Source organism: Sphaerisporangium sp. NPDC004334 (assembly GCF_053602655.1).
On sequence record NZ_JBSGDZ010000006.1, the window covers coordinates 1 to 26,062 of the forward strand.

The window sequence follows — 26,062 nt, forward strand, 5'->3', positions numbered from 1 at the left end:
GGACGGCAGGTCAAGCGCCTCGGCGTCCTTGGCCGCCTTCTCGAAGTCGCGCACGGGCTTGCCGGTCGCGGTCGAGAGCTGCTGGAAGATCTGGGCGGGCCGCGCGCCCGCGACGATGCCAGGTCCCCACTGAACGGAGCGGTGAGGCTACTCGGCCGGTCGGAGGCCGGCGTCGGCGGACGGCCGTCGCCGCGGAAGAGGCCCCGGTCTCGGCCCCGCGGACGCCGGAGCTCCCTGGCCGCTGAGCCGCCTCCCCCGCGAGTGCCCGGGTCGCCCGTCGTGTACCGGCGGTGGCGGCCCGGGTGCGGGCGGAGGGCTCAGGGGGCGAGCGTGATGCGGGTCATCTCCTGGAAGTCCGGGCGGGCGGTGTGCCAGCGGACGCTCGCGGAGCGGCCGTCGAGGTCGAGCGAGGCGAGCGCGTTCGGGAACCACGGCCCGTTGGTGATCTTCCACCGCAGCGCCCGCCGCGGCAGGCGCACCGTGCGGGTCAGGATGCCGCCGACCAGGCTGGCCACGCCGAACGACCCGATCACGTTGGCCAGTCGCAGGCTGCGGCTGAGGGGGTTGCGGATCGGGGAGCACACCGCCTGGTAGATGCGCGCGGACTCGAGGTCCGCCGACGCAGGGCCGGCGGCCGCCAGGTAGGAGTAGTGGACGTCCCCCGACAGCAGCACGATCGTCGCCGGGGCCCTGCCGCGCCGTCCCCCGGCGACGTCCACCAGCAGGCGGCCGAGCTCCTCGAACGACCGGCGGAACGCCCCCCAGTGCTCCAGGTCGAGCGCCTGGCGGATCTTCTCGCCCCACACCGCCCCGCGGGGTCCCCACGCCCCGCCGGCGACGGCCTCGTTCCAGCTCTCGACGTCGAAGATGCCGCTGGGCAGGAACACCGGGACCGAGGACCCGATGAGCAGGTGGTCGACGTCCCCGGTGGCCACCTCGGTGAACCACTCCCACTCGGCGTCGTCGAGCATGCGCCGGCGGCTGGGCTCCAGCTCGCGGGCGCACCGCGTGTCCAGCATGACCAGCCGCGTGCGGCCGACGTCGCGGGTATAGCTCCACCGCATGGAGGAGGGGTCCTCGTCGGCCTTCTTGGCGAAGGCGTCCAGCGCCGCTCCGCCGTCCCCGTCGCCCGCGCGGATCTCGGCGTACATCGGGTCGGCCTTGCGCTCGGACGGCGAGAGGTTGCCCAGGTGCTGGTAGACCCAGTAGGCGCCGAGCGCGGACAGCACGCGCGTCGGCCACCACGGCACCTCGGCCATGGTCCGCCGCCAGGCCATCGAGGTGTTCCAGTCGTCGCGCACGTCGTGGTCATCGAAGATCATCGCGGTGGGGACGGTGGACAGCACCCAGCGGACCACCGGGTCGCTCCACGCCTGCCGGTACAGCTCGGCGTACTCCTCGAAGTCCACGATCTCGTCGGGGCCGTCCTGACGGCGGGAGCGGATGTAGTCCAGCATCTCCTGGGACGGCTCGTCGGCGTACACCTGGTCGCCGAGGAAGATCAGCAGGCTCGGCAGGTCCTCGCCGTCCAGCAGGCGCAGGCCGAACTCGCGCAGCACGTCCTTGCCGTGCGTGCGCTCGTGCACGGCGTCGTGCGGCACGCTGGTGCGGCAGGACCCGAACATCACGCGGTTCATCTCGGCCAGCGGGCAGATCTTGCTGTCGGGGTAGCCCTCCAGTGGCCACACCCTTCGCCCGTCCAGCTCGACGGAGTACGCGCCGGTCTCCTCGACGTCCACGATGGCGTAGTGGTGGCCGTGCACGGTGAACGTGCGTTCGGTGGCCCGGGCGCCCGCCACCTCGATGGCGACCTCGCACGGATCGCTCGTTTCCACCCATATCGACGCGCTCGTCTCATCGACGTAGCGCAGCATCGGCCCTACCAGCAAGTCGGGCACGTTACCTCCCCTTTTGAGCAGCGTTATGAACCATATGCTCAACTCATCCGGTGGTGGAGAACGGCCTGCCGAAACGGCACGGCGATGACCCGGGCCCGCCGAGCGGCCGCGGCGCGGATGCCCCCCCATGGAGCGGTCGCCACGCGCCGCGTCCGCCTCCGCGAACGCGCGGAGGTCAGCCGTCGAGCGAGCGCACCAGGTGTTCCAGGTCTCGCATGAGCCGTTCTGTGCGGACGGCGCCGTACGTCGCGAGGATCGCCCGGTGGTGCTCGGCGATGCCGGCCTCCAACCGGCTGAGGAGCTCACTGCCCCGGTTTGCAAGGAATACCGCCACTTTGCGACGATCGGCCGGATCGTGCCCCCGGTAGACGACGGCGCGCTCGACGAGCCGGTCCACGGCCTTGGTCAACGTCGGGTGCGGCATCAGCGCCGCCCCGGCCAGGTCGCCCATCGAGTGGCCGCGCCCGTCCGCGAGCGCCTGGAGGATGCGCCACTGCTCGACGGTGACCTCCTCGACGGCGAGCGCCGCCGACAACCCCCGGTTGACGCTCCGCTCGGCGCGACTGAGCAGGTACGCCAGCGACGCCCCCAGCCCGCCCCCCGCCTCCGCGTCCCGGCCCTCCTGCGTGGCCGCCGGGGCCTGGGCCGGCACGGCGGGCCTCGCGGTCGTCCCGCCCTCGTCGGCGCCGCTCACCACGGGCCTGTCCGTCCGTCCTCCGGCAGAGCGGTTGCCGCCGTCACCACTGAGGGCTCCCTTCGTCCGCGAACGCGCCAGGAGGATACTCTTCCACGTGGCCGAACCTGTCGCCCTGGTCATCGACCCGCTCGAGGCCCACCTGCTGCGGGCGGACGCCCTGCGCGTCGGCCTGGTGGTGCCCGTCTCCGGCGTGCTCGGGCTGCTCGGGCCGTGCGCCATCAACTGCGCGGTGCTGGCGGCGGCCGAGGTCAACGAGGCCGGCGGGCTGCTGGGCAGGCCGGTCGAACTGGTGCTGGTCGACGGCGGCCGCCCACCCTGCGAGGTCGCCCGTGAGGTGGCCGGGCTGGTACACGCAGGAGCCGTCCAAGGGCTGGTCGGCACGCACGCCAGCGACGTGCGGGCGGCGATCGAGCGCGCCCTGGGCGGCGCCGCCCCGCTGGTGTACACCCCGCCGTACGAGGGCGGCGTCCGGCACCCGGGCGTCTACTTCCTCGGCGAGCCCGCCTCCCGCCAGGTGGGCCCCGGGCTCGACTGGCTGGTCGAGCGCAGGCGGGCCCGGCGGTGGTTCCTCCTCGGCAACGACTACGTGTGGCCCCGCCTCGTCCACGCCTCGGCGCGCCGGCATCTGCGAAGGCGGTCGGCGACCGTCGTCGGCGAGCGGCTGCTGCCCTCCGGCACCCGCGCCTTCGGGCCGCTCATCGAGGAACTGGCCGCGGCGCGTCCCGACGCGGTGCTGCTGAACCTCATCGGCAGCGACCTGGTGGCGTTCAACCGGGCGTTCAGGGCCGGCGGGCTCGACTGCGCGCGGCTGTGCGGCGCGCTGGAGGAACACGGCCTGCTGGCCATCGGCGGCGACGCCTCGGGCGAGTTGTACGCCGCCATGGGGTACTTCGGCAGCCTGGCCACCGACGCCAACCTCGCCCTGGCCGAGCGCTACACCCGCCGGTTCGGCTCGGCGGCGCCGCTGCTGAACGGGCACGGGCACGGCTGCTACGAGGGCGTGCTGATGCTGGCGGCGCTGATCCGGCGGGCCGGCTCGACGGCCGTGCCGGCCATCGAGGCGGTCGCCGACGGCACCTCGATCACCGGCGGCCGCGGCCCGCTCACGCTGCACGACCGCCACGTGCGGCAACGCGTCTACGTGGGACGCGCCGATGGCCTGGACTTCGATGTCGTGACCTCCATGTGAGTCGCGCCGGTCCGCGCCGGGAGCGCGACACTCGCTCGTGCGGCGCCCGCCGCCATTCGCCCGCTCCGATCCCTCAGCCTCGTGTTCCGGCTGCGACGACCTGCCGTCTCGTGTGACGCGCGCGTAACGGTGGGAGCGCCGTCGTAAATCTTTCAATAGAAACCTTTTCACTTTCAAGGAATAGCTCTATCGTACGGCTCTGCCCCCGCATGTGAAGGAGCCGTCCATGTCCTCCCCGTCCGGAACGTCGCCGTCCCCCTCCGACGCCCCGCTCGGCGGCGCGTCCGATTCGACCCCGGCCGCCGGCGTCGAGCGTTTCGGCTACAAGCAGGAGCTGCAACGCTCGCTGAGCTTCGCCGACCTGCTGATCTACGGCCTGATCTTCATGGTGCCGATCGCCCCGTTCGGCATCTTCGGCGGCGTCTTCCAGGGCTCGGGCGGCATGGTGGCGCTCGCGTACATCATCGGCATGATCGCCATGGCCTTCACCGCGTTGTCCTACGCGCAGATGGCCCAGGCGTTCCCGATGGCCGGCTCGGTCTACACCTACGCCGGCCGAGGCATCGCCGCGCCGGTCGGCTTCCTCGCCGGATGGGTGATTTTGCTGGACTACGTGCTCGTGCCGGCCCTGCTGTACCTGATCGCCAGCGCCGCCATGGCCTCGTTCGTGCCCGTCATCCCGATCTGGGCGTGGCTGATCGGCTTCATCGTGCTCAACACGGCCGTCAACTACCTCGGCATCGAGATGACCGCGCGGATGAACAAGATCATGCTGGTGGCCGAGCTGATCGTCCTGGCGATCTTCCTGGTCATCGGGATCACCGCCCTGGCCCAGGGCAAGGGCAACGGCGACCTGCTCAGCCCGCTGTACGACTCCTCGACCTTCTCCTGGCCGCTGGTGTTCGGGGCCGTGTCGGTGGCGGTGCTGTCGTTCCTCGGCTTCGACGGCATCTCGATGCTCGCCGAGGAGAGCCGCGAGGACACCCGCAGGCTCGGCCGCTCCATGGTCGCCGCGCTCGCCCTCGCCGGCGTGCTGTTCGTCGTCCAGACGTGGGTGGCCGCCCTGCTCACCCCCGACCGTTCGACCCTGCTCACCAAGGGCGACCCGGCCGGCACCGCCTTCTACGACACCGCCGCGTACGCGGGCGGCCACTGGCTGAGCGTGCTGACCGCGGTCGCCACCGCCGTGGCCTGGGGCTTCGCCAACTCCCTGGTCGCTCAGGCGGCCACCTCCCGCCTGCTGTTCGCGATGGCCCGCGACGGGCAGCTCCCCAAGTTCCTCGCCAAGATCCACCCCAAGCACAAGATCCCGGTCAACGCCACGTTCGTGGTCGCCGCCGTCTCGCTGGTCTTCGGCATCTTCATGAGCCGGCTCGCCGACGGCATCCAGGTGCTCACCTCGCTGGTGAACTTCGGCGCGATGACGGCCTTCCTCGCCCTGCACGTGTCGGTCATCGTCCACTACGTGATCCGGCAGGGCAGCCGCGACTGGTGGCGCCACGTCATCGCCCCGGCCATCGGCTTCCTGATCCTGCTCTACGTCGTCATCAACGCCAACATCGCCGCCCAGGTGCTCGGGTTCGTCTGGCTGCTCGTCGGCCTGGCGATCCTCGCCTACTCCTACCGCGTGGGCCGGCGTCCCACCCTGCCCGCCATGACCACGGAGGTCTCCGAGTGAACGTCGTCTCCTACCGTCCCGCCGCCGACGAGCTGTCCTACACCTTCGGCGGGCGCCCCGCCGTCGGCACGGTCGAGCCCGGCACCGTCCTCGAGCTGTACACCGAGGACTGCTTCGGCGGGCGCGTGCGCGGCGTGGACGACCTGCCCTCCGCCGTCTGCGAGTTCCCCTACCTCAACCCGGTCACCGGCCCCTTCCACGTCCAGGGCGCCGAGCCGGGCGACACGCTCGCCCTGCACTTCATCTCCATCGAACCGGCACGCGACTGGGCGGTCTCCACGACGTTCCCGCACTTCGGGGCGCTGACCGGCACCCACACCACGGCGATGCTCCAGCCGCCGCTGGACGAGGTCGTGTGGATGTACGAGGTGGACAAGGAGCGGCGCACCGTCACCTACCGGGCGCGGCGCGGCGACTTCACCGTGGAGATGCCGCTGGACCCGATGCACGGCACCGTCGGCGTCGCGCCGGGCGCCTCCGAGGCTCGCATGACGATCACCCCGGACGCGCACGGCGGCAACATGGACACCCCCGAACTGCGGGCCGGCGTCACCGTGTACCTCGGCGTCAACGTCGAGGGCGGCCTGTTCGCCGTCGGCGACGGCCACTGCCGGCAGGGGCACGGCGAGGTGTGCGGCACGGCGGTGGAGGCCGCCATGAACACCGTCGTCGCCGTCGAGCTGATCAAGGGCGTGCTCACGCCGTGGCCCCGGCTGGAGGACGACGCCCACCTGATGTCCACCGGGTCGGCGCGCCCCCTGGAGGACGCCTACCGCATCAGCCAGCACGACCTAGTGACCTGGACCTCCACGCTCACCGGCCTCGACCTGCTCGACGCCTACCAGCTCGTCAGCCAGGGCGGCGAGGCCCCGGTCGGCAACGTCTGCGACACCAACTACACGATGGTCGCCAAGCTGCCCAAGGCCTACCTCGGCACCCCCGACATCTACGAAGGCGCCCACTCCCGCCTGCGCGCCCTCGGCGAGCACTACCTCACCACACGCTGACACCCCTCCACGGCGAACCGGCCACCGGCGAGCGAACGCCTCCCCCTCCTCACCGGTGGCCCGCGCGGACCGTCTCCGTGATCACCCACCCGGCCGCTCACGACGGCGCCGACCCCCTCGGCACGGCTCAGGGCCCCGGGATTGGGCGAACGCGTATCACTGCATAGTCCATCTGTGCCGCAGCGGCTGTACTGACGCAATGCAGACGATGGCGCGCGGTGAGGTGATGGTGGGGCGGTCGGCCGAACTGGCCGTCGTCCGGGGTCTCGTCGACGGGGTGGGGCAGGGCCGGGGCGGGCTCGTCCTGGTCACCGGGGAGGCGGGCATCGGCAAGACCCGTCTGCTCCGCGAGGCCGCCGGCCGGGCCCGGCGGTCGGGGCTGGTCGTGCTGTCCGGCCGTGCCGTCGAAGGCGGCGGCACCTATCGCCCGATCACCGAGGCACTGGCCGACCCTCTGCGGGACCTGTGGCCCGCCTTGGCGCACGAGCCCTCATGCCGATCGGTCCTCGACCGGCTGCTCCCGGGATGGACGGGAGACCAGGGATCGGCACTGGACGTCGATCCCGTTCTCGTGCTCGGGGAAGCCCTGTTGCGGCTGCTGCGAGACGTCGCCGGCGACCGCGGGTGCCTCGTGGTGCTGGACGACCTGCACTGGGCGGACGGCGACACGCTGGCGCTGGTGGAGTACCTGGCGGGTGCGGTGCGGCAGTGGCCGATCCTGGTCGTGGCGTCCGTCTGCGACGACGAACCCCCGCCCGGCGTGCTGAGCCGGGTGAGGCGAAGGGACGACGTCACCGCCCTCCGGCTGAGGCGGCTGACCGCGGCCGAGGTGGAGGCGCTCGCCGAGCACCGCGCGAGCCCTCTTTCCCTGTCGGCTTCCTGGCGCCGCTTCGTGGTGGACAACTCCGACGGCCTGCCGTACATGGTGGAGGAACTGGTGGCCGGTCTGCTGGAGCCGGGTCCGGGCGGCGGTCCCGGGCCTGGCAGGCCCATGGTGCCGCACGGGGTCGTCAGCCTCGTCACCGACCGCCTGGCGGCGCTCATGCCGGGACGGCGCAGTGTGCTGGAGGCCGCCGCCGTGCTCGGCGCCGATCCCGACTGGACGCTCCTCGGCCCGGTGACAGGGCTTCCGGAGCCGCTCGTGCTGAGCGCGTTACGGGCCGCCGTCCCTCACCTGCTCACCTCCACGCGGGACGGGCTTCGCTGGCGACACGCGCTGACGCGGGAAGCGGTGCTGACCCATGTGACACCACCCGAGCGGGCCGCTCTGACCCGCCGCGCCGCCGACGCGCTGCTGAGCCGGGGCGAGCCGGCGTGCGACGTGCACGCGGCCGAACTGCTGGCCGCGGCCGGGGACGGGCCGCGGGCGGCCGAGATCTTCCTGCGGCTGGCCCGCCGCGCCATGGACGGCGGTGCGCTGCGCAGCGCGGAGGATCACCTGGCCCACGCGTCGGCGACCGGTGCGCTGCGGCCGATGGTGGCGACCGAGCGCGTACGCCTGCTGACGTTGCTCGGACGCGCGCCGGACGCGCTGGAGGCCGGCGCCGCGGCGCTCGGCGAGGTGCGCGGCGACCGGCACGCCGAACTGTGCGTGCGGCTGGCCGAGGCGGCCATCGTCGCGCGTCGATGGCGCCTCGCCGACGGATACCTGGAACGGGCCGGGCGTCCCGGCGACCCTCGGGTGCTCGTGCTGGCCGCGGATTCCGCGTTCGGCGCGGGAGATCTGCGGCGGGCGGAGGGCCTGGCCATGGTGGCCGCCGACCAGGCGGAGCAGGAGAGGCGATGGGGAACGCTGTGCCAGGCGCTGACGACGCTCGGCCGGTGCGTCTTCCGCCGCGACACCGCGACGGCGCGCGAGAGCTACGCCCGGGCCGCCCAGACCGCGGCCGAACACGGCCTGGTCCGAGAGCGGGTCACGGCCATGCTCGGGCTCGGCGCGGTCGAACTGCTCGACCACGCCGCCTCGCCCGCTCTGCTGGAGGCGCGCGAACTGGCGCGGGACGCCGGCCTGCTCGCCGAGGCGGTCTGGGCCGACCTGCTGCTGGTGGACTGCATGGTCACCACCGAAGGGCCGCGCGCGGCCCGGGCGCGGGCCGAGAGCACCGCCGAGCGGGCGGGCCGGTTGCGGCTGGCCGGGCTGCAGAGTGTGGCCGGCCTGTTCGTCGCCATGGGTCACGCCGTGGAGGGCGACGCCGCGGGCATGGAGGCCGTGCTCGCCGAGGCGTCCGCTCACCCCGATCCGCCCGTGGAGGTCACCGCCTCGGCGCCGGCGACCCGGGGACTGCGGCACCTGCTGTCCCGTGACCCGCGTACGGCCTGCGCGCTGTTCGACGACGGGATGCGCGAACTGGACGGACACCGGCAGGCCGCTCCCATCTCGTACTGGGGCCTGTGGGTGCTGCTGCGCACGGTGCTCGCCGACCGCGACGCCGAGGCCCGCGAGACGCTGCGCCGATCCCCGTCCGTGCTGCGGGTGGTCAACCGCGCCGGGCTCTGGTACGCCGACGCGGTCGCCGAAGGACGTGCGGGCCGCCCCGCCCGCGCCGCCCGCCTGTTCGCGGACGCGGACCGGGCTCTCGCCGCGCACCCGTGGTGGCGGCGGCTGCTGCGGCTGCTCGCGCTGGAAGCGGCGATCGCCGACGGCTGGGGCGACCCGGTCAGAGAGCTGCGCGCCGACCTGGAGTCCCATGTCCGCATCGGTGAGACCCGGCTCGCCCGAATCTGCCGTGACCTGCTACGCGGCGCCGGAGCGCCCACCCGGAGCGGACGGGGCCTCGCGCCCGTGCCCACCGGCCTGCGGGCCGCCGGGGTGACCAACCGCGAGATGGACGTTCTCGGCCTGGTCGCCGAAGGGCTGACCAACCGGAGGATCGCCGAACGCCTGGTCATCTCCACGCGCACGGTGGACACCCACGTGGCGAGCCTGCTCGCCAAGACCGGCGCGGCCGGCCGCGCCGAACTCCGGGCGATCGCCCACCGGCACTGACACGACGGCCGCGTCCCTTCCGCACCGGCGGGTTCGCGGCGGCGTCGCCTCGGTAGGAGACGCCGCTCTTAACTCGGTAGGAATCACCGATCTCCCGGCGGCCCGCGACGGTCAGGCTCTTCATTGTCAGTGACCGGCAACGCACAGGAGCAACCACGATGTCACGCCCGATGTCCCACACGATGTCACGCACATGGATGCAGGCGCTGGTGGCGTCCGCGGCGCTCGCCGGGGCGGCGATGATGTCCACCACCCCGGCACAGGCCGCCGCCGACCCCGTCGTCGTGTCCAGGCCGCTGTCCACGAACGGGTTCTGGATCATGGTCGAAGCCGGATCCACGGCGAACGCCATCGACCTCAACGGGAGCGCCGGCGGAACGGTGACCGTCACCGACACGCTGGCGTCGGTCGTCGCCGGGCCGGGATGCCAGCAACTCGGGGCCGTGGTCCGCTGCTCGGCCGTCGACGTCACCCACCTGCACGTCACCGTCGGCGGCGGTGAGGACGTGGTGCGCAACAACACCGACATCTCCAGCACGATCTACGGAGGGCGAGGGCGGGACAGGCTGTTCGGCGGGTCGGCGCACGACTACATCACCGGCAACCAGGACACCGACATCGTCGACGGCGGGGCCGGTTCCGACGAGTGCATCGGCGAGACCGTCAGCAACTGCGAGGAGTGAGCCTCCGCCGGCGTGCCCTGCCCCCAGGAGCCACGGGCAGGGCACACCGCCAGGCCGCCTCGCGCCTCCCGGCGGCCTCCTGCCCGACACGTCCCACGGGCGGTCCCCAGCGTCACCGCACCGTGCGAGCATCATGGTCCCCGCATACCGGATGAGCATCACGCCACACCGAGCCAGGCGATCACCACGAAACCGCGTGCCGGGCGATCACGACGAAACCGCGTGCCAGGCGGACGTCCATCACTGCACCGCATACCGGGCATACGTCACGGTGTGGCGGCGGCGACGATCTGTTCGCAGAGGGCGTGGGTGCGCAGGGCGTCGTCGGCGGTGATCAGGCGTCCCTCGCGGACGGCGGCGAGGAACTCCAGGCACGCCTGCTCGATGCCGCGCTGCCGGGCGACCGGCGTCCAGTCGGGCCTGCGCGCGAGGGTCTCGCCGCCGTCGAAGTCGACGACGTCGCCGAGGTTCACCACCCGGCGCTTGACGCCGCCGCCGATCACCTCGCAGGTCTCCTCGACCGCCCCGCTGACCCGGCTCATCATCCCGATCGCCGTGAACCCTCCCCCACCATGAGCCGCGATGGGCGGACGGTCCCCGGTGAGTCGCAGGACCACGTGCTCCAGCAGGCCGTCCCGCACGCGCACGTCCACCGATGTCTCCGAGATCTCGCCCGGCGCCAGGAATCGCAGGGTGTCCACCACGTGGATGAAGTCGTCGAAGACGACCCGGCGCGGGTCGTCCGCGAGGCCGGTGCGGTTCTTCTGCATGACGACCAGGTCGCGCGGCAGGTCCCGCAGCCCCGCGTACCCGGGCGCGTACCTGCGGTTGAACCCCACCATGAGCGAGAGCCCGCGCTCCTCGGCCAGGCGTGCGACCTTCTCGGCCCCGGCGAGGTCGTACGCGATCGGCTTGTCCACGTACACATGCGCCCCGGCCCGCAGCAACGCCTCCACGATCTCCACGTGCGCCTCGGTCGCGGCATGGACGAACGCCGCCTCGACGCCCTCCGCGACCACCTGCTCCACCGAGGTGAACCGCGCCGGAACGCGGTAGGCGTCACCGAGCCGGTCCAGTCTGCCCCGGTCACGCGTGCACAGCAGCAGCTCCAGGCCGGGTGTGGCCGACAGCACCGGCAGGTAGGCCTTCTCCGCGATGTCCCCGAGCCCGATCATCGCCACGCGCGTCCGATTCATGCCGAGAGACTATGAGGCGGCCTTTCAGGACGAGAACCGAGGGCGGTTCAGAGCACCAGAGACGCCGCCTGGCACGTGGCATGGGCTTCAAGGACGCGGGGTGAGGGGCGACTCGGAGAGCCTGAGCTGCAGGGCCGGGAAGCGGGGCGCCACGAAGCCGGTCGCGCGGTACAGCTCGGCGCCATCCCCGGTGGCGTTGAGTTCGATCACCTTGGCCTCGGTCTCGTCGCGGAACCAGGCCAGCAGCGCCGCGAGGCACGCCCGCGCGTGCCCGCGCCGTCGTCGCCGGACGTCGGTGCTGATGTTGAAGACACGGCCCTGTGTGCCCGTGAGGTTGGACGGCCCGGGCGCGCGCCGCTCGATCATGCCCACCGCCGAGCACACCACGCCCAGCTCCGGATCGTCCATCACGAAGGCGGCGAAGCCGCCGGTGTCCGCGAGCCGCTCGGCGAACCACGCCTCCGCGGCCTTGCGCCACTCCGCGTCCTCACCGCCGACGGGCGCCCCCATCTCCTCCAGCATCAGCGCCCGCAGCCGCGTCAGCGCCCCCGCGTCCGCCACCACCGCCCGCCGCGCGGCGCGACCGGCTTCCTCCTGAACCATGGCGGACATCAAACCACCCGGGGACGAGCGTCGCCGCCCCGTCTTCCGAGGGACTATCGGGCGCGCCACCAGGTCAGGGTCTGCTTCAGGGCGACGTCCATCGGGGTCGGCGGGACGCCGAACGTCGACTCGAAGGCGGAGGAGTCGACGACGAACGGCCGGACGAACTGGTAGCGCGTCTCTTCCAGCTCGCGCAGCAACGGCGAGAACAGCCCCGCCGCCCGCATCACCACATGCGGGATGGCCGAGACGCGGGGCGCGGGTGCCCCGGCCAGCTCCGCCATCCGCTCGGCCAGGCGCCGGACGGTCGTCGCGGGCGGCGTGGGCACGTGCCAGGGCCGTCCCCAGGCCCGCTCGTCCACCGCGACCGTCGCCAGCGCCCGCACCACGTCCGGAATGTAGGTGAGACTGTGCGGCTGGTCGGGATCGGCGGGCACCCGGATCGGCTTGCCGGCCATCAGCGGCTTGAGGAAGCGGTCGCTGAAGATGGCCTGGCCGGACATCCCCGGCCCGAAGAAGTCGGATCCGCGCACCTCGGTCGCCCGCACACGGCCCGCCTCGTGCGCGGCGAGCGCGTCGCGCCACATCGTGGCGCGCACCTTCCCCTTCGTCCCGGTGGCCGCGAGCGGCATCTCCTCGGTCATCGGACGGTCCACCGGCCCGTACCCGTACAGGTTGCCGGTGACGACCAGCACCGCCCCGCTGCGCTCGGCCGCCGTCAGCAGCGCGGCCGCCATCGGCGGCCAGTCGCGCGCCCATTCGTGGTAGCGCGGGTTCGCGCAGTTGTAGAGGGCGTCGGCGCCTTTGGCGATTCCGGCGAGCCGGTCGGCGTCGCTCGCGTCAGCGGCGACCCGGGTGATCCCCGGATCCGCCGGCCCCGAGCCGGAGCGGGTGACGACGACGACCTCGTGCCCCGACCGCGCCAGCATCTCCGCGAGCTGCCCGCCGACCTGCCCCGATCCGACGATGACGTGCTTGCCCATGTTCGACCTCCTTGTGATGACGCCTCTTCGGCGGTGTCTCAGACCTGGTGCCACAGGAGCCGCAGCGCGGCGTTGACGACGAACAGCGCGGCGAACACCACCGAGGTGGTGACGAGGCCGGCCCCCGCCGCGGCCGCGACGCCCCCGCCGAACCAGAGGACCTCAAGGGCCGCCCGTCCCAGCCCGTGCACCGGGATGCTCGCCTTCGGCGACCCGAAGACGCCCCAGACGACCGCGAACAGCAATGGCCCGCCGATGCCCAGCAGCAGTTTGAGCCCCCAGTTCGGGCTGAACGTGAACCCCCAGTACCCGACCGCCAGGTAGACGCCCAGCTCCAGCAGGAACATCAGGCCCGCGCTGGCGCCTTTCATCACGGTCAGCATCGAACGGCCTCATCTCGACGAACACATCGCTCTCTTTCGAGAGCAATGCTCTCGCACGGGAAGCACCGCCGTCAAGAGCAGTGCTCTCGCTTCATTCTCCCGCTCCACCGCGTGCCCGGCCGACGCGCGGGCCGTCGACACTCTTTCAAGACAGACGAAACCGGCGGGGCACACCGTTGTGGCCCCGCCGGTCGCGTAAACCGGTTCTCTCAGGACTACTTCAGGCCGAAGGCCCGGGTGATGGTCTGGGAGACGCCCTCGCCGTCGCGCTGGTCGGCGGTGACCCGGATGGAGACGTAGCCGGCTCGCTGCGGCGCGCGCAGGGACGCCCGCCAGGTGCCCTTCTTCTCCTTCAGGTCCTGCCGCTGCCAGGTGGCGCCGTCATCGTAGGAGACCGCCAGCGTCACCACGGAGATCGGGTTCTTCGCGAAGTCGCCGTTGAGCAGCACCGGCGTGATGGACAGGTCCGACGCGCGCCCCGCCCGGCCCTCGGCGTCCACGTCGATTCCGTAGTCCAACTGGACCAGTGGGATGGCCGCGAAGTCCGCCCCTACCGGGGCGCCGGAGATGAACCGCCATTCGGTCTGGCCGGCGATGGAGTAGGGGTTCACCGTGCCGTCGTTGTTCGTCTGGACGACGATCCGGTAGGGCAGCCGCTGCGGTGCCAGGTCTCCGGCATTGAGGTAGGGCCAGCCCACGACCTGGGCGACCTGCCTATCCCCCTGGTACATCGTGATCGTCTCGACCACGCCGGGGATGCCGGACCCGCCGCTATGCGCCGCTCCCGCGTCGCCGAAGCCCTGAATGTCGGCGCTGAGCCCGGTCTCGCCGCGGAACGGGCCCTCGGCGCTGATCATGCGCGGCCGGGTGATGGGGCCGAACCACCGGTCCTTCTGCACGCTGCCCGGCCGGTAGGACAGCCGGTCGGTCTGCGACCCGCTCCAGCCGTTCGCAGAGGCGGTCTGCTGCCAGACGACCCCCTCTCCGGTGGAGACCCAGTCGGTGCGCCTTCCGGCGGCGACCCGCTCCATCGGGAACGGCGGAGCCGAGTAGTACTCGTACGGTGGGAACTCCGCTCGCATCTCGGTGACCTGCAGCTTGGAGGGCGGGGAGAACTCCAGGTCGACGCGGGCGAGGCCGCGCGGGTCGGTCTTGGCGGAGGGATCCTCGGGCACGCCGCCCTGGTGGTAGTCGACCAGGTCGTACAGGTACTCCGGCGCCGGGTGGGCTTCGACGTCCAGCCGCAACGCCTTCCTGCCCGCGGCGGCGATCTCCTTGACCAGCGCCTCCCCCTCGTCCATGGTGACCGAGGCCACGGGGATCGGGCCGGTCGAGAAGCCGTCAGCGGCGCCGTACCAGTCGCTTCTGCGGCCGGGTGCGTTGTTGACCACCAGGAGCATCGCCGCGCCGGCGGCGTGCGCCGCCGCCGCCTGGTCGGCGGGGGTCACGGCGCCGGCGCGTACGACCACGGCCTTGCCGCGGACGGACAGGCCGGCGTAGTCCGCCTGCGAACCGTTGCCGGCGAAGAGGGCGTCCAGGCGCGAGGCGCCGTCCGGCATCGCCGCGGAGCCGGGCTGCACGAGGACGTCGTCGAGGTCGTGGCCCCGATAGCCGATCTTCAGCGGCGTCTGCGTCGCGCGGAACCGAGTGGTGAAGACGAAGCTGCCCTTGGTCACCTTCTTCTTGCTCGGCAGGGCCCACAGGCCGTCGTTGGCGGCCGGGAGCATGATCACCTCATGGAGGGCGGTGCCGTCGCCGGGGGCGGGCGTACTGGAGGTGAAGGAGCGGAAGATGTCGACCCTGCTGTCGACCACGGCGGTCGGCTTGGGCGTGGCCACCTTCACCTGGCGTGCCCGCGAGGCGTCGAGCTCCACGGTGCGGTCGGCCGTCAGGTCGACCTCGGGAGCGATCAGCATCGCGACCCCGAGGGAGTTGGGGCCGTGCAGACCTTCCACGTCCGGGATGGCGAGCACCGTGTAGGAGCCGGGAGCCCAGCGGCTGGTGAGCGTGCCGTCCGGGACCCACATGAAGGTGCTGCCGCCGTCGGCGCCCTTGATCTCGACATCGCCGCTCAGGGGCCGGCCGGCGCGGTCCTTCAGGTGGACGGTGAGGGCGTACTTCTCGGACTCGACGGAGACGCCCACGACCGTGTGCACCTCACCGGCCGCGTGCCGCGCCCTGACCTGGGCGGTGTACCTGCCCGGCGCGAGCCCGTCGGGGTTCACCGTGACCTCGACCGCCGAGGTTCCGCGCGCGGGCACGGTGAGGTGGTCGGCGGCGATGTCGAACGCCTTCTCGGGCGAGCCGCCACGGTCGACGGACAGGTCCAGCGTGACGGGGGCGTCCGTGGTGTTGGTGTAGGTGATCTTCTTCGTGACCGGCTGCCGCGGCTGTCCGCCGGACGACCACTGGACCAGCCCGGCGTCCACCGATCCGCTCGCGACGACCTGGTCCTTCACGTAGGCGGCGCCCACGTCCAACCGGCCGGCGCCGGCCTGGTAGGGGCTGTAGTCCGGCGTCGGCACGCTGGTGCTCATCAAGGCGTCCTTGATCTGCCGCGCCGTCCACTCCGGGTGCTTCTGGGCCACCAGCACCGCCGCCCCGGCGACGTGCGGCGTCGCCATGGAGGTGCCGCTGTCGGTCCGGTAGTAGCCCTCGCCCCACTCCATGTACTGCGAGCGCGCCGCCAGCACGTCCACGCCGGGAGCGGTCAGGTCGGGCTTGAGCGCGTCGTCGTTCAGGCGCGGCCCGGCGCTGGAGAAGTCGGCGAGGTGGTCGAAGCCGTCCACCGCGCCGACGGTGAGCGCGGCGTCCGCGGTCCCCGGCGAGGCGACGCTGTAGGGGCCCGGTCCGTCGTTGCCCGCGGCGACGACGAAGAGCGCGCCGGTCTCGGCGCTCAGCCGGTTCAGCGCCTGACTCAGCGGATCATCCTGGGTGTGCCAGCCGCCGACGCCCAGGCTCATGCTGACCACCTTGGCGTGCTCGGTCCGCGTGGCCCACTCCATGCCCGCGATGACCCCCGAGATCGGCCCGGAGTTGCCGTCGTCGAGAACCTTGCCCACCACCAGGTCGGCGCCGGGGGCGACGCCCCGCTCCTTGCCGCCGGACGCGGCGCCGGTCCCGGCCACCGTCGAGGCGGTGTGGGTCCCGTGCCCGTTCCGGTCGGTGACCTCCTGGCCGGGGATGAAGCTCTTGGACGCCGCGACGCGGCCGGCGAGGTCCGGGTGGGTCGCGTCCACGCCGGTGTCCAGGACGGCGACCCGCACCCCGGTTCCCACGCCTCCCGCGGCCCAGGCCGCGGGAGCGCCGATCTGCGCGGTGGTGTCGGCGAGGGTCGCCTTCGCCTTGCCGTCCAGCCAGACCTTGTCGATACCGGCGGCGAACGGGGGCGCCGCCTGGTCGTCCGGCGCGCCGTCGGACCGCTTCGCCGAACGCCCGTTCTCCTGCGCGGCGCCGGTGAGGGCCGACCAGAAGGCCGTGGCCTGCGACCGGCGGGCACGGAGCGCCTCACCGCCGATGGAGGGAAGGCTGAGCGTGGTCCTGGCACCCGGCAGCGCGGGGCCGGCCGGGGCTTCGCTCTTACGGGCGGACGCGTCCTGCGCACGAGTGACGATCAGGGGAAGCTCGGCGCTGTGCGCGTCGTCGTAGCCCTGCGCGACCAGCCGCGTCACGTCGAAGAGCTGCTTGTCGAGCCGGCCGGCCGCGATGTAGGCGACGGCCGGGTCGGGGTACACGTAGGTGTCCCCGCCCTCGGTGGAGATGCGCACAGAGCCCGTGGCTCCCGGCGCGCGCTCGACGTCCACAGAGGAGGCGGCGCCGGTCCGCTTGGTCACTTTCACCTTGTCGCCGGTGATCAGCGTCACCGTGGCGGTCGCACCGGGCGCGCCGCCGCTCGTGGGCGGCGCTCCCGTAGGCGCTTGCGCAGGCGAAGCACTGTGCGCCACCGCTGGGGTGATCACAACGGCGGCGAGGGCCGCGGCGACGGACGCCGCGGTCCTCCGGGGGGTACAGGGCCTCACTTAGCCTCCAGAGTCGATGAACCGGACGAATCCGATCACCCCCGGCAAGGCCCTGTAAAGGACTTGAAGTTACTACTTTCTTCCTATAGTTTGCCCTTTTGTTAACTTTTCCGACATAAGCCGCAAATCTGGACATCCACCTCGGCGGCCCCTCCCGTGGACGTCCGTGACGGTGCTCGGCACATCCCGAAGGTCGCACGTCCTGCTAGATCATCGCGGCGGGACCTCCTGCCGAGTCCGGCCGAAATTGTGACCGACACGACGGCACGCATGCGCGAGGGCGGCGACGCGGCGACCGGTCGGCACAGTCTCAGTGTTCGACCGATTACGCGCGTATACGATCTGCTGAAGCCCTTACGGCGGTTTCCGTCCCCCCATGCCCCGGAGTCGATGTGAGCGAGCTGATGCGCATGCCCCTGGCCGACGGCGGCCAGGTCGTCGTGGAGATCGCGGACAACGAGCCGGCGGTCCGGCGGGCTTCACGCACCGGGGACAAGATCGAAGCGGCCGTGGACTCCCTGCAGTCGGCGCTCCAGCCCATCCGCGAGGCCGCCGAGGCCGCCCTGGAGACCTTCCGCAAGTCCGGTCCGGACGAGGTCGAGATCGAGCTGGGCGTGAAACTCAACGCCGAGGCAGGGGCCGTCATCGCCAAGTCCTCCCTCGAAGGACACCTGACCGTCAAACTCACCTGGCGCCGCGTCGCGGAGTCCTGACATGCGCCGCTGGTCGGTTCGCGTCCGCGCGGGCTCGGGGACGTGCGGCGCCGGCGTGCTGATCGACGACCGGCACGTGCTCACCTGCGCCCACGTGGTCAACGCCGCTCTTGGCCGGCACGCCGCCGAGCGCTCCCGACCGGCGGACCCGGTCGAGCTCGACTTCCCGATCGCCGCGGGCGGTGCGCGGTTCCAGGCATGGGTCTCCGACGACGGCTGGTTCCCCATCGAGGACGACGAGCGCGGTGACGTGGCCGTCCTGGAGCTCCGCTCCACGCCGCCCGACGGCACCGCCCCCGCCGAACTGACCGAGCGCGCCGAACGCGGCACGGCCGTGCGCGCCTACGGCTATCCCCCGGGACTCGACACGGGCGTGTGGGCGGTGTCGTACGAAGTCGGCGACCCCGGCGGTCCCGAATGGGTCCAACTCGACGCCACACGCGCCGTCGGCAGGCGTATCCAGCGCGGGTTCAGCGGCGCCGCCGTGGAACGCGACGACACCGGCCAGGTCGTCGGCATCGCCGTCACCGAGGACGGCGACGACGGCGCCAAGGTCGCCTGGATGCTCCCCGTCTCGGCCCTCCTACGCCGCTGGCCGCGCCTGGCCGCCTCCTGCCCGCCTCCCCATGAACCGGTCCGCTCCGATATGACGCCGATCCCCCCGGAGCTCACCGGCGTCCTTCGCCAGATGTGCCAGGTCTCCGATGACCTGCCCTATCCGCTCCGCGGCGCTCATGGACGCTTCCCCCTGTCGGATGTGTACGTACGGCAGAGCGTCGCCGCCGCTCCCGAACCGCGCAGACCGTGGGAGGAGGACGGCGAGGAGTTCCCGGAGGAGGACCGGCGGCCGTCCGCGGGCCTGGCGCAGCCGTTCGAGCAGGTCTTCGAGCAGCACGACCACCTGGTGATCGAGGGCGCGGCCGGTCTCGGCAAGACCACGCTCGGCAGGATGCTCGTCCGGAACTTCGCGAAGGCCCTGCTGGACGGCAGGGCCCAGGACGGCGAAGCGCCGCTGGTCCCCGTGATGCTGCCGGCCCGCGTGCTCGCCGTCCATCTCCGTGGCGGCTGGCCCGAGGCGTTGCGGGCCTCGGTCATCGCGGAGTACGGGCCGTCCGACGGCGAAGTGGCGGCGTCCCTGTTCACCGGGAAGGTGAGCGGGCGCAGGTGGCTGGTCGTGGTGGACGCTCTGGACGAGATCCCCGACCAGGACGACCGCGAGCGGCTGCTGACCGCGCTCGCGTCCCGGTTCCCGGGCGACGACGGCCCGGCGCGGTTCCTGGTCACCACCCGTCCGTTGTCCCCCGGCGAGATCGACCGCCTGCGCGGTCCGAGGGTCGGCTTCTACGAACTGCAGCCGTTCGACGAGGAAGCGCTGGTGCAGTTCGCCCGGAACTGGTTCGACCCGGACGACACGCCCGCGGGTAACGCGGCGGCGGAGGAGTTCCTGCGGCAGGTGCGGCTGGCCGGCCTTGAGGAGGTGCTCGTCGTGCCCCTCCTGGCCACCGTGGCCGCCAACCTCCACCAGTCCCGCCGGGACCGCCCGCTGCCGGCCGGACGGTACGAACTGTACGAGGAGTACATCGGGCGGTACGCCCAGGCTCGGATCGAGGCGGGAGCCTCGTCACTGGCCACCCTGGACGAGGTCCCGGGCGGTCCGCGGCTCGCGGGGTGGCTGTACGAGCACCGGGTCGTGCTGATGGAAGCGCTGGCCACCGCGTACACCACCACCGAGACCCCGCTCATGGAGGTCGCGCGGCGCTTCCTGGCCGACCATGCCCCGATGCCCGCCCGCATGCCCCTGGACTGGGAGAGCGCGCTCGCCGAGTGGCTGTCCCAGACGGGAGTGCTGGCGAGGAGCCGTACCCGCCTGCGGTTCCTGCACCAGACCTTCGCCGAGCACCTGGCCGCCACCGCCCGCGCCAAGACCCTTCCCCGCGAGTTCCACCCCGGCGAACCGCCCTGGGAGAAGCTGGTGAGCGACCTCCTGCTCGGCGACGACGCGGCCAACCTCGTGGTCCTGCACTATCTGCACCTCGTGGGGCCGGGCGCGGGACTCCTGGACGCGCTGCAGAACGGCACTCTCGACCAGCGCGCCACGGCGGACGGCCTGGTCGAGAAGGGCGCCCCCGTCTCGGACACTCAGCTCACCGCCTACCTGTCCCGGCTGGAGGACATGGTGGGAACGGGCTCGGTGACGGACCTGGAGGAGGTGATCGCCCTCACCCGCCACGCCCCCGTCCGCGAACGACTCGAAGGACTGCTGGCGGACCCGTTCCTCGGCCCCGCGACCAGAATCTCCATCATCGACCTGCTCCGGGAACGATCGGGCGGAGTACGTCGCGACGGACCAGCCATATTGCGAGCTTTCACCGCCGCGGAGCACGAGGCGAGAATCCGCTGCAAGGCGGCGACGGTCCTGTCCCGGTTCGGTGGCGATCACCGCGACGAGGCCGCGGGTCTGCTCGTCGCCCTCAGCGAGGACGGCAGCACAGAGATCAGCGATCGCCTCTCGGCTGCCGCGAGCCTGGCGCGGCTGGGCGGCCGGCATCGCGCGCACGCGGCCGACCTGCTCTACCAGTCGGCCACCGACCCGGCGGTTCCCGCCTGGCAACGCGTGGAAATGACCGAGGAGCTGGCCAAATGCGGTCACGAACAACGGCCGCGAGCCGCCAAGATCCTGTACGACCTGGCCATGGACCGCTCTTTACCCGGCATGGACCGACGATCAGCCGCCGAGAAGCTGCACAAGCTAGGAGGCCGCCACGTTCATGAGGGTGTTCATCTGCTGGGGCGATTGGCACACGATCTCCGCCGTGACCGATTCGACCATGCTCTGACTCTGATCGCTCTTGTGAAAATCGAACCATCCCGTCGTCCAGAGACCATCGAAGCGCTCTTGCGAGTGATCGCTGATCTCGCCCTTGACGCAGGGTACAGACTCGCTGCTGCCCGCGAACTGGCGGAGCTCGGCGGAGCGCACCGGTCGACCGCTGCGCGGGTCATGTTCGACCTCGCCGTACGACCCGACGCCAAGAGCGTGATGGGCAGCCGCTACAGAGCGGCGGAGGACCTGACCAAACTTGGTGCCAGCTTCAGGCAGAGTGGCGTGGAAGCCTTCTACGCGATCAGCGTCGACGTCACCGTTCACGTCGGGCACCTCCACATGACGGCCGTCCAACTCGCCCGACTGGACGACGGCCATCGGATGCCGGCCGCCGACCTTCTACTGAAGCTGGTCACCGGGCCGACGCTCTCGTTCGCCCGGCGCCTCGACGCGGCGAGCACGCTGGCCAATCTGGGAACACGTTTCCTGTCAGGCGTCCTGGACTTCGCCGACGAACTCCTCCGTCATCCCTTCTCCTCGTCTGCCGAACGCGCCCTGGCGATGGCGATACAGACGACGCTCCGGCCTGGCGAGACACCGTCTGCCGCCACGCTGATCCACCGACTGGCGATGACCGCTACGGCCTCCGCCGAGACTCGGTCCGACAGCGCCAAGATACTCGTGGACTTGGGGGCCGGGCATCTGGACGAAGCGACGGACTTGTGGAGACGTCTGACCTCCGACCACGCGGCGCCTATCGGGGTCCGCCGAGCCGCGGTGGACAGCCTGCTCAATCTGCGTGCCGCATATCGCCAGGAAGCGGACGCGGCTGTCCGGGGATTCACCGACGACCCCTCCGTCCGGGCAAGCGAGAAGACCCTGCTTCTTCTCGTGTCCGACCACCTGGCCCCCTCACTCCGCGCCGACATCTATGACCACATCGCCGCCGATGTCACCGTCGATCACAGTGAGAGGAGATACGCCGTCCGCCAGGTGTACGCCGACGGCACCGACCGACACCGTCGGGCCGTGGCCCTTTTGCACCAGCTCGCAACGGACCCCGCCGCCACGACGACAGCTCGCCTGGACTCCGTACGCGAGTTCTCGTCTCTCGGCCCGGATCATCGGGCGCTATGCCTCGAGATTCTCAATCGAATGGCCGAGGTGTCAGGCGCCCATGTTCGGCATCGGCCGGCGATCCTGGCCGACATCGTGAAGCTCGACGCCTCACGGCGCAAACGCGTCGCCGAGTCGCTGTACCGGCACGCCATCGACCCACTCGTCGCTCCGGACTCGGCTCGCGAGGCCGCGGCCCAACTGGCCGAACTCGACGATGAGCATCACGAGCGCGGCGCGGAGCTCCTCAAGCGAATGAGCCGCGACGTCCTCCTCGACGCACGCGTGCGCCGCGAGGCGGCCGGCTCGCTGATCAAGCTGGGTGAGGAGGAGAACGCGGGGGTGGACCTGCTGTACCGGCTGGCCATCGACTCAGGCGAGCCGGAACTGTACGATCGCCGCCTGGCCGCCCGGGACCTCGCAAAGCTGGGCGGCGAGCGACGGGCACAAGGAGCAGAACTGTTGCGTCGGCTCGCGGCGGATGCGTCGGCCGATGCCGGCGTACGCCTCGCGGCGGCGCAAGATCTCGCCGACCTAGGCGGCGACGAGCGTGACGAAGGCGCGGAGCTGCTGCACCGGCTGGTCATCGAGTTCGCCGACGATCCTGAGGAACGCCTGCGAGCAGCGCGAGAGCTCGTCGCGCTCGGGCCCGTCGCCCAGTCGCGCGCCCTGGTCCTCCTCGGCGAGTTGACGACGGACACCGGCGCCGACGTCACGGTCCGCCGGTGGACGGCGGAGTTCCTGGGCTCGTTGCTGTCCCCGCAGGCGCTGGAGACCGCCGTGACGGGCCTGCACCGCCTGGCCGGAGACAGCGACGTGGACTCCTGGAACCGGCTGTGGGCCATCGAGTCCCTGGCGAAGCTCGGCCCTGACGCGCGGCGGCTCGCCTTCGAGGCGGTGCGGGCGTTCCGCGAGGAGGTGGAAGGGCCTGACGGCGACCTGCCGCGAGCGCTCGCGGTCGCGGCGATGGCCGACGTGAGCGACGCCTGCCACTTCGACGCGGTGGACCTGCTCACCCGGCTGGCCGAAGACACCTCACGTCCAGGTCGTGAACGGCTCCAGGCCGCCACAGGTCTGCTGGAGATCAGCGACCTTCACGCGAACCGGGGCACTCGCCTGCTCGGACTGATCGCCGAGGACCCTGCGGTCCGAGCGTGGGAACGCCGCCAGGCCGCCGAAGCCCTCGCCCGTTTCGGGCCCGCCTGTCGCGCGCGGGCCGTCGGCCTCCTCGACGCCATCGCCGACGACCTTTCCGCCGACCCCTGGGAGCGGACGGAGGCCGCGATGGCCCTCGCCGAGCTCTCCGCCGACAGGCGCGAGCGCGCGATCTCTCACCTGCGGCGCATCGCGGTGGCCCAGAGCGTCTCCGGCGACCAACGCCGTCACGCCATCGGCGTGCTCCTCAGATTGGGGCCCGAGGCACGTGCCGCAGGCATCCGGGCGCTCCAGTCGATGGCCGGTGACCGGAAAGCCAGAGACGACGAGCGGTGGGAGGCGTTGGCCGTCCTGGTGGAACAGGAGGAGGACCGCGACCTGCTGGCCCAAACCCTCCACGAACTCGCAGCCGAACCGGGCGCCGATGCGGGCGTACGGCGGCGGGCGGCGGAGGCGCTGGCGATGCTCGGCAACGAGCGACGCCGCGAAGCGGTGGAGGCGCTCCGGGACCTGTCCGCCGACCCGGCCGACGCGGGCCTCCACCGCGCCTTGGCGCTGGACTCCTTGGCCGTCATGACCTCGGACGCGTCCGTCCTGGAAGAGGCCGGAGAGGCGCTGGCGCGGGAGGCGGCCGACGCCTCCACCCCGGCGTCTCTCCGTCGTCTGGCCGCCGAGGCACTGGCCCGCCGTCACTTGGCGCACCGGGGCAGGGCCGCCGAGCTCCTGCACGAGATCGCCGCGGACGACGCGGCGGAACCCGAGGAACGGCTGCTGGCCGCCCGGGCATTGGCCGGAACGGGACCCGGCGGCCGGGAAGCCGCCGTCCGGCTCCTGGAGGAGTCCATCACCGACCGGCTCGCGAGCCCGTACGAGCGGGCCGTCATGGCCATGGGCCTGGCCGGGCTTCGGCCGTCGTACCGGAGGTCCGCCGGCGACCGCGCCCGAGCACTGCTGGACGATCTCGGCCTGCCCGCCGACCGGCGGCTGACCATCGCCCAGGGGCTCGCCGAACTGGGAACGCCGTACCGGCAGGCCGCGATGGCCGTCATGCATGATCTCGTGGCCGACTCCTCCTCCTTCAGCACGATGAGGTGGCCCGCGGCCCAGGCCCTCGCCCGCGCGGCCGACGCCAAGGGCCGGGTCAAGGAGCCGCTCTCGCCTCGTGACGCGCCGGAGTGACCAAGGGCGGCGCGAAGCGGATGGAGCACCAGACGGTACGGCCGAAGCCGGGGCCGGAATCGTGGGCGCCCCACTCCTCGGCCAGTTCGCGGATGATCAGCAGTCCCCGACCGTTCTCCGCGTCCGGATCGTCGCGCACCACCGGCTGGGAGTGCATGGCCCCTGGGTCGTTCACCTCCACGTGGATCGCGCCGTCGTTCTCCACGAGCGTCAGGGCGATGAAATCGTCCCGCCCACACCCTGCGTGCGTGATCGCGTTGGTCACCAGCTCCGAGACGGCGAGAACGACGTCGTCGGCCGCGGGGTGATCGGCGTTCAGCCACTGGAGCACCTGACGACGCGCGAGCGGCACTGATTCGCGGACTCCAGGCAAGGCCGCCCTTCCCAGAACATTGGGCCGCGGATTCGCAGGCTCCATCGTTTCACCGTCCATTTCCGAAATCCGATCCGCAGGACTTCCGACGGTGCCAGAATCCGACTACGCTTAGTGCTTGATCGACTTCAACGAGTTATCAACGCATCGACTGAAACCCTCGGTGAAACACTGAGGAAAGGCCACCCGGAGCCCCCCATGCCAAAGGAAAGCGAGCTCAACCCGTCCGAATCCCCGACCGCCCTGTTCGGTTTCGAGCTGCGACGACACCGGAAAGAACGCGGATGGTCGCAGATCCGCCTAGCCCGCGCGATCCCCTACTCCGTGGGCACGATCAGCATGATCGAGACGGCGCGGCGCTCCCCGTCCGAGGACTTCGCCCGCCTCTGCGACGAGGCACTACAAGCCGAAGGCGCCCTCATGCGCCTCTGGCCCATGGTGAGCCGCCCCACCGCTCCCCCATGGTTTCGCCCCTGGCTGGACGTGGAAACCACGGCCGAGTCCCTCCGGACATGGGAACCTCTCCTCGTTCCCGGTCTTCTCCAGACCAAGAGCTACGCACAGGCCATGCTGAGCGGAGAACCCGGCGTAAGCCCGGAGGAGGTCGAGGAACATCTGTCGGCGCGAATGGAACGACAGGCGATCCTCGGACGCCCCAAGCCCCCCATGCTTTGGGTCGTCATCGATGAGGGAGTGCTGCACCGGCGCATCGGCAGTCCGGCCGTGATGGCCGAGCAGCTCACCTATCTCCTCGAAGCCGGTCAAAGCCCGAGGATCGTCATCCAGGTCCTCCCCTATCGCGCCTATTCCACGACGGGCCTCCTGGGTGGGTTCGCCATCGCGCAAGCTCAGGGGACTCCCGACACCGCATACGTAGAGGCGGCCTCGAATGCCCAAGTGACCGACTGGACAGAGACTGTGCGGACCCTAGCATTCAGATACGAGGGAATTCGCTCCGAAGCATTGTCACAGCGCGATTCCCTAGAGCTGATCAAGGAGACGGTGCAGCGATGGACGAGCTGATCCGCGAGCTACGGAAAGCCGAATGGATCAAATCGACCCACTCAGGAAGCAATGGCGGCAACTGCGTTGAGGTCGCGCGTCTCTCCGGAAGCCGTCGCGGTGTGCGTGACAGCAAGGACCCCCTCGGACCGGTACTGGTGTGCGAAGGGGCTGCTTGGGAGGTGTTCGTCGGCGGTTTGAAGGAGGGGGCCATCTCCTGACGGGGAGCCCCAACAGGTGCGCCCGTGGTCGGCCCGTTCAGTGGCGGAGGGATCACTTCACTCCGTTCAGGCATCACGGGCCGCCGGTTCCTCGTGAGGCTCCCCCACCAAACCAGCGGAGGACATTTTGCGGGGGTATGGGTTAGTTGCTCCGTGT

Annotated in this window: 17 protein-coding genes; 9 read left to right on the forward strand and 8 right to left on the reverse strand. The window is 71.6% G+C overall.

Features of this window, described 5'->3' with window-relative positions:
• Positions 1-317: 317 nt before the first annotated feature.
• Positions 318-1,898 carry an alkaline phosphatase D family protein gene (locus tag ACWEN6_RS08640; RefSeq protein WP_452569639.1) on the reverse strand — a complete coding sequence of 527 codons (1,581 nt, stop codon included), beginning with the start codon at positions 1,896-1,898 and terminating at the stop codon, positions 318-320.
• A gap of 175 nt (positions 1,899-2,073) precedes the next feature.
• A complete protein-coding gene (locus ACWEN6_RS08645) occupies positions 2,074-2,592 on the reverse strand; it encodes a MarR family winged helix-turn-helix transcriptional regulator (RefSeq protein WP_452569640.1) in 519 nt (172 codons plus the stop codon).
• A gap of 97 nt (positions 2,593-2,689) precedes the next feature.
• Between ACWEN6_RS08645 and ACWEN6_RS08650 the strand changes: the two genes are divergently transcribed.
• From ACWEN6_RS08650 to ACWEN6_RS08670, 5 genes are all read left to right on the forward strand, one after another.
• Positions 2,690-3,784 (forward strand): substrate-binding domain-containing protein, encoded by a 1,095-nt coding sequence (locus tag ACWEN6_RS08650; RefSeq protein ID WP_452569641.1) that lies wholly within the window; start codon positions 2,690-2,692, stop codon positions 3,782-3,784.
• 226 nt (positions 3,785-4,010) lie between these two features.
• Positions 4,011-5,462, forward strand: coding sequence for an APC family permease (locus tag ACWEN6_RS08655; RefSeq protein ID WP_452569642.1), 1,452 nt, complete (start codon positions 4,011-4,013; stop codon positions 5,460-5,462).
• Positions 5,459-6,469 (forward strand): acetamidase/formamidase family protein, encoded by a 1,011-nt coding sequence (locus ACWEN6_RS08660; RefSeq protein WP_452569643.1) that lies wholly within the window; start codon positions 5,459-5,461, stop codon positions 6,467-6,469. The genes ACWEN6_RS08655 and ACWEN6_RS08660 overlap by 4 nt, the downstream gene beginning before the upstream one ends.
• Before the next feature lie 199 nt (positions 6,470-6,668).
• Complete coding sequence (locus tag ACWEN6_RS08665) at positions 6,669-9,455, forward strand: ATP-binding protein (RefSeq protein ID WP_452569644.1); 2,787 nt, start codon at positions 6,669-6,671, stop codon at positions 9,453-9,455.
• 182 nt (positions 9,456-9,637) lie between these two features.
• Positions 9,638-10,138, forward strand: a complete 501-nt coding sequence (locus ACWEN6_RS08670; RefSeq protein WP_452569645.1) for a hypothetical protein — start codon at positions 9,638-9,640, stop codon at positions 10,136-10,138.
• Positions 10,139-10,404: 266 nt separating this feature from the next.
• On the opposite strand, the gene ACWEN6_RS08675 is transcribed toward ACWEN6_RS08670, so the two are convergent.
• The 5 genes from ACWEN6_RS08675 to ACWEN6_RS08695 all read right to left on the reverse strand — a co-directional run bounded on the left by ACWEN6_RS08675 (position 10,405) and on the right by ACWEN6_RS08695 (position 17,136).
• Entirely contained in the window at positions 10,405-11,334 is a 930-nt protein-coding gene (locus ACWEN6_RS08675) for a Gfo/Idh/MocA family protein (RefSeq protein WP_452569646.1), read from the reverse strand.
• 87 nt (positions 11,335-11,421) lie between these two features.
• Complete coding sequence (locus ACWEN6_RS08680; protein WP_354834837.1) at positions 11,422-11,937, reverse strand: hypothetical protein; 516 nt, start codon at positions 11,935-11,937, stop codon at positions 11,422-11,424.
• A gap of 53 nt (positions 11,938-11,990) precedes the next feature.
• Complete coding sequence (locus ACWEN6_RS08685; RefSeq protein ID WP_452569647.1) at positions 11,991-12,920, reverse strand: NAD-dependent epimerase/dehydratase family protein; 930 nt, start codon at positions 12,918-12,920, stop codon at positions 11,991-11,993.
• Between the two features lie 38 nt (positions 12,921-12,958).
• Entirely contained in the window at positions 12,959-13,303 is a 345-nt protein-coding gene (locus ACWEN6_RS08690) for a YrdB family protein (RefSeq protein ID WP_354834842.1), read from the reverse strand.
• A gap of 215 nt (positions 13,304-13,518) precedes the next feature.
• Positions 13,519-17,136 carry a S8 family serine peptidase gene (locus ACWEN6_RS08695; RefSeq protein WP_452569648.1) on the reverse strand — a complete coding sequence of 1,206 codons (3,618 nt, stop codon included), beginning with the start codon at positions 17,134-17,136 and terminating at the stop codon, positions 13,519-13,521.
• A gap of 578 nt (positions 17,137-17,714) precedes the next feature.
• Between ACWEN6_RS08695 and ACWEN6_RS08700 the strand changes: the two genes are divergently transcribed.
• Together ACWEN6_RS08700 and ACWEN6_RS08705 are read left to right on the forward strand one after the other, a co-directional pair.
• Positions 17,715-18,035, forward strand: a complete 321-nt coding sequence (locus ACWEN6_RS08700; RefSeq protein ID WP_354834848.1) for a CU044_2847 family protein — start codon at positions 17,715-17,717, stop codon at positions 18,033-18,035.
• Between the two features lies 1 nt (position 18,036).
• Complete coding sequence (locus tag ACWEN6_RS08705) at positions 18,037-24,309, forward strand: trypsin-like peptidase domain-containing protein (RefSeq protein WP_452569649.1); 6,273 nt, start codon at positions 18,037-18,039, stop codon at positions 24,307-24,309.
• On the opposite strand, the gene ACWEN6_RS08710 is transcribed toward ACWEN6_RS08705, so the two are convergent.
• Complete coding sequence (locus tag ACWEN6_RS08710; RefSeq protein ID WP_452569650.1) at positions 24,272-24,742, reverse strand: ATP-binding protein; 471 nt, start codon at positions 24,740-24,742, stop codon at positions 24,272-24,274. The genes ACWEN6_RS08705 and ACWEN6_RS08710 overlap by 38 nt on opposite strands.
• A 138-nt stretch (positions 24,743-24,880) precedes the next feature.
• On the opposite strand from ACWEN6_RS08710, the gene ACWEN6_RS08715 reads away from it, so the two are divergent.
• Both ACWEN6_RS08715 and ACWEN6_RS08720 read left to right on the forward strand, forming a co-directional pair.
• Complete coding sequence (locus ACWEN6_RS08715) at positions 24,881-25,705, forward strand: helix-turn-helix domain-containing protein (RefSeq protein WP_452569651.1); 825 nt, start codon at positions 24,881-24,883, stop codon at positions 25,703-25,705.
• Entirely contained in the window at positions 25,693-25,905 is a 213-nt protein-coding gene (locus ACWEN6_RS08720) for a DUF397 domain-containing protein (RefSeq protein ID WP_452569652.1), read from the forward strand. The genes ACWEN6_RS08715 and ACWEN6_RS08720 overlap by 13 nt, the downstream gene beginning before the upstream one ends.
• Positions 25,906-26,062: the final 157 nt, after the last annotated feature.

Excerpts from the sequence above, each read along its gene's own strand:
- ACWEN6_RS08720 (WP_452569652.1), top strand. The coding sequence starts at position 25,693 with ATGGACGAGCTGATCCGCGAGCTACGGAAAGCCGAATGGATCAAATCG.
- ACWEN6_RS08710 (WP_452569650.1), bottom strand. The coding sequence starts at position 24,742 with ATGGACGGTGAAACGATGGAGCCTGCGAATCCGCGGCCCAATGTTCTG.
- ACWEN6_RS08690 (WP_354834842.1), bottom strand. The coding sequence starts at position 13,303 with ATGCTGACCGTGATGAAAGGCGCCAGCGCGGGCCTGATGTTCCTGCTG.
- ACWEN6_RS08705 (WP_452569649.1), top strand. The coding sequence starts at position 18,037 with ATGCGCCGCTGGTCGGTTCGCGTCCGCGCGGGCTCGGGGACGTGCGGC.
- ACWEN6_RS08715 (WP_452569651.1), top strand. The coding sequence starts at position 24,881 with ATGCCAAAGGAAAGCGAGCTCAACCCGTCCGAATCCCCGACCGCCCTG.
- ACWEN6_RS08655 (WP_452569642.1), top strand. The coding sequence starts at position 4,011 with ATGTCCTCCCCGTCCGGAACGTCGCCGTCCCCCTCCGACGCCCCGCTC.
- ACWEN6_RS08680 (WP_354834837.1), bottom strand. The coding sequence starts at position 11,937 with ATGGTTCAGGAGGAAGCCGGTCGCGCCGCGCGGCGGGCGGTGGTGGCG.
- ACWEN6_RS08675 (WP_452569646.1), bottom strand. The coding sequence starts at position 11,334 with ATGAATCGGACGCGCGTGGCGATGATCGGGCTCGGGGACATCGCGGAG.
- ACWEN6_RS08685 (WP_452569647.1), bottom strand. The coding sequence starts at position 12,920 with ATGGGCAAGCACGTCATCGTCGGATCGGGGCAGGTCGGCGGGCAGCTC.
- ACWEN6_RS08665 (WP_452569644.1), top strand. The coding sequence starts at position 6,669 with ATGCAGACGATGGCGCGCGGTGAGGTGATGGTGGGGCGGTCGGCCGAA.
- ACWEN6_RS08670 (WP_452569645.1), top strand. The coding sequence starts at position 9,638 with ATGTCACGCACATGGATGCAGGCGCTGGTGGCGTCCGCGGCGCTCGCC.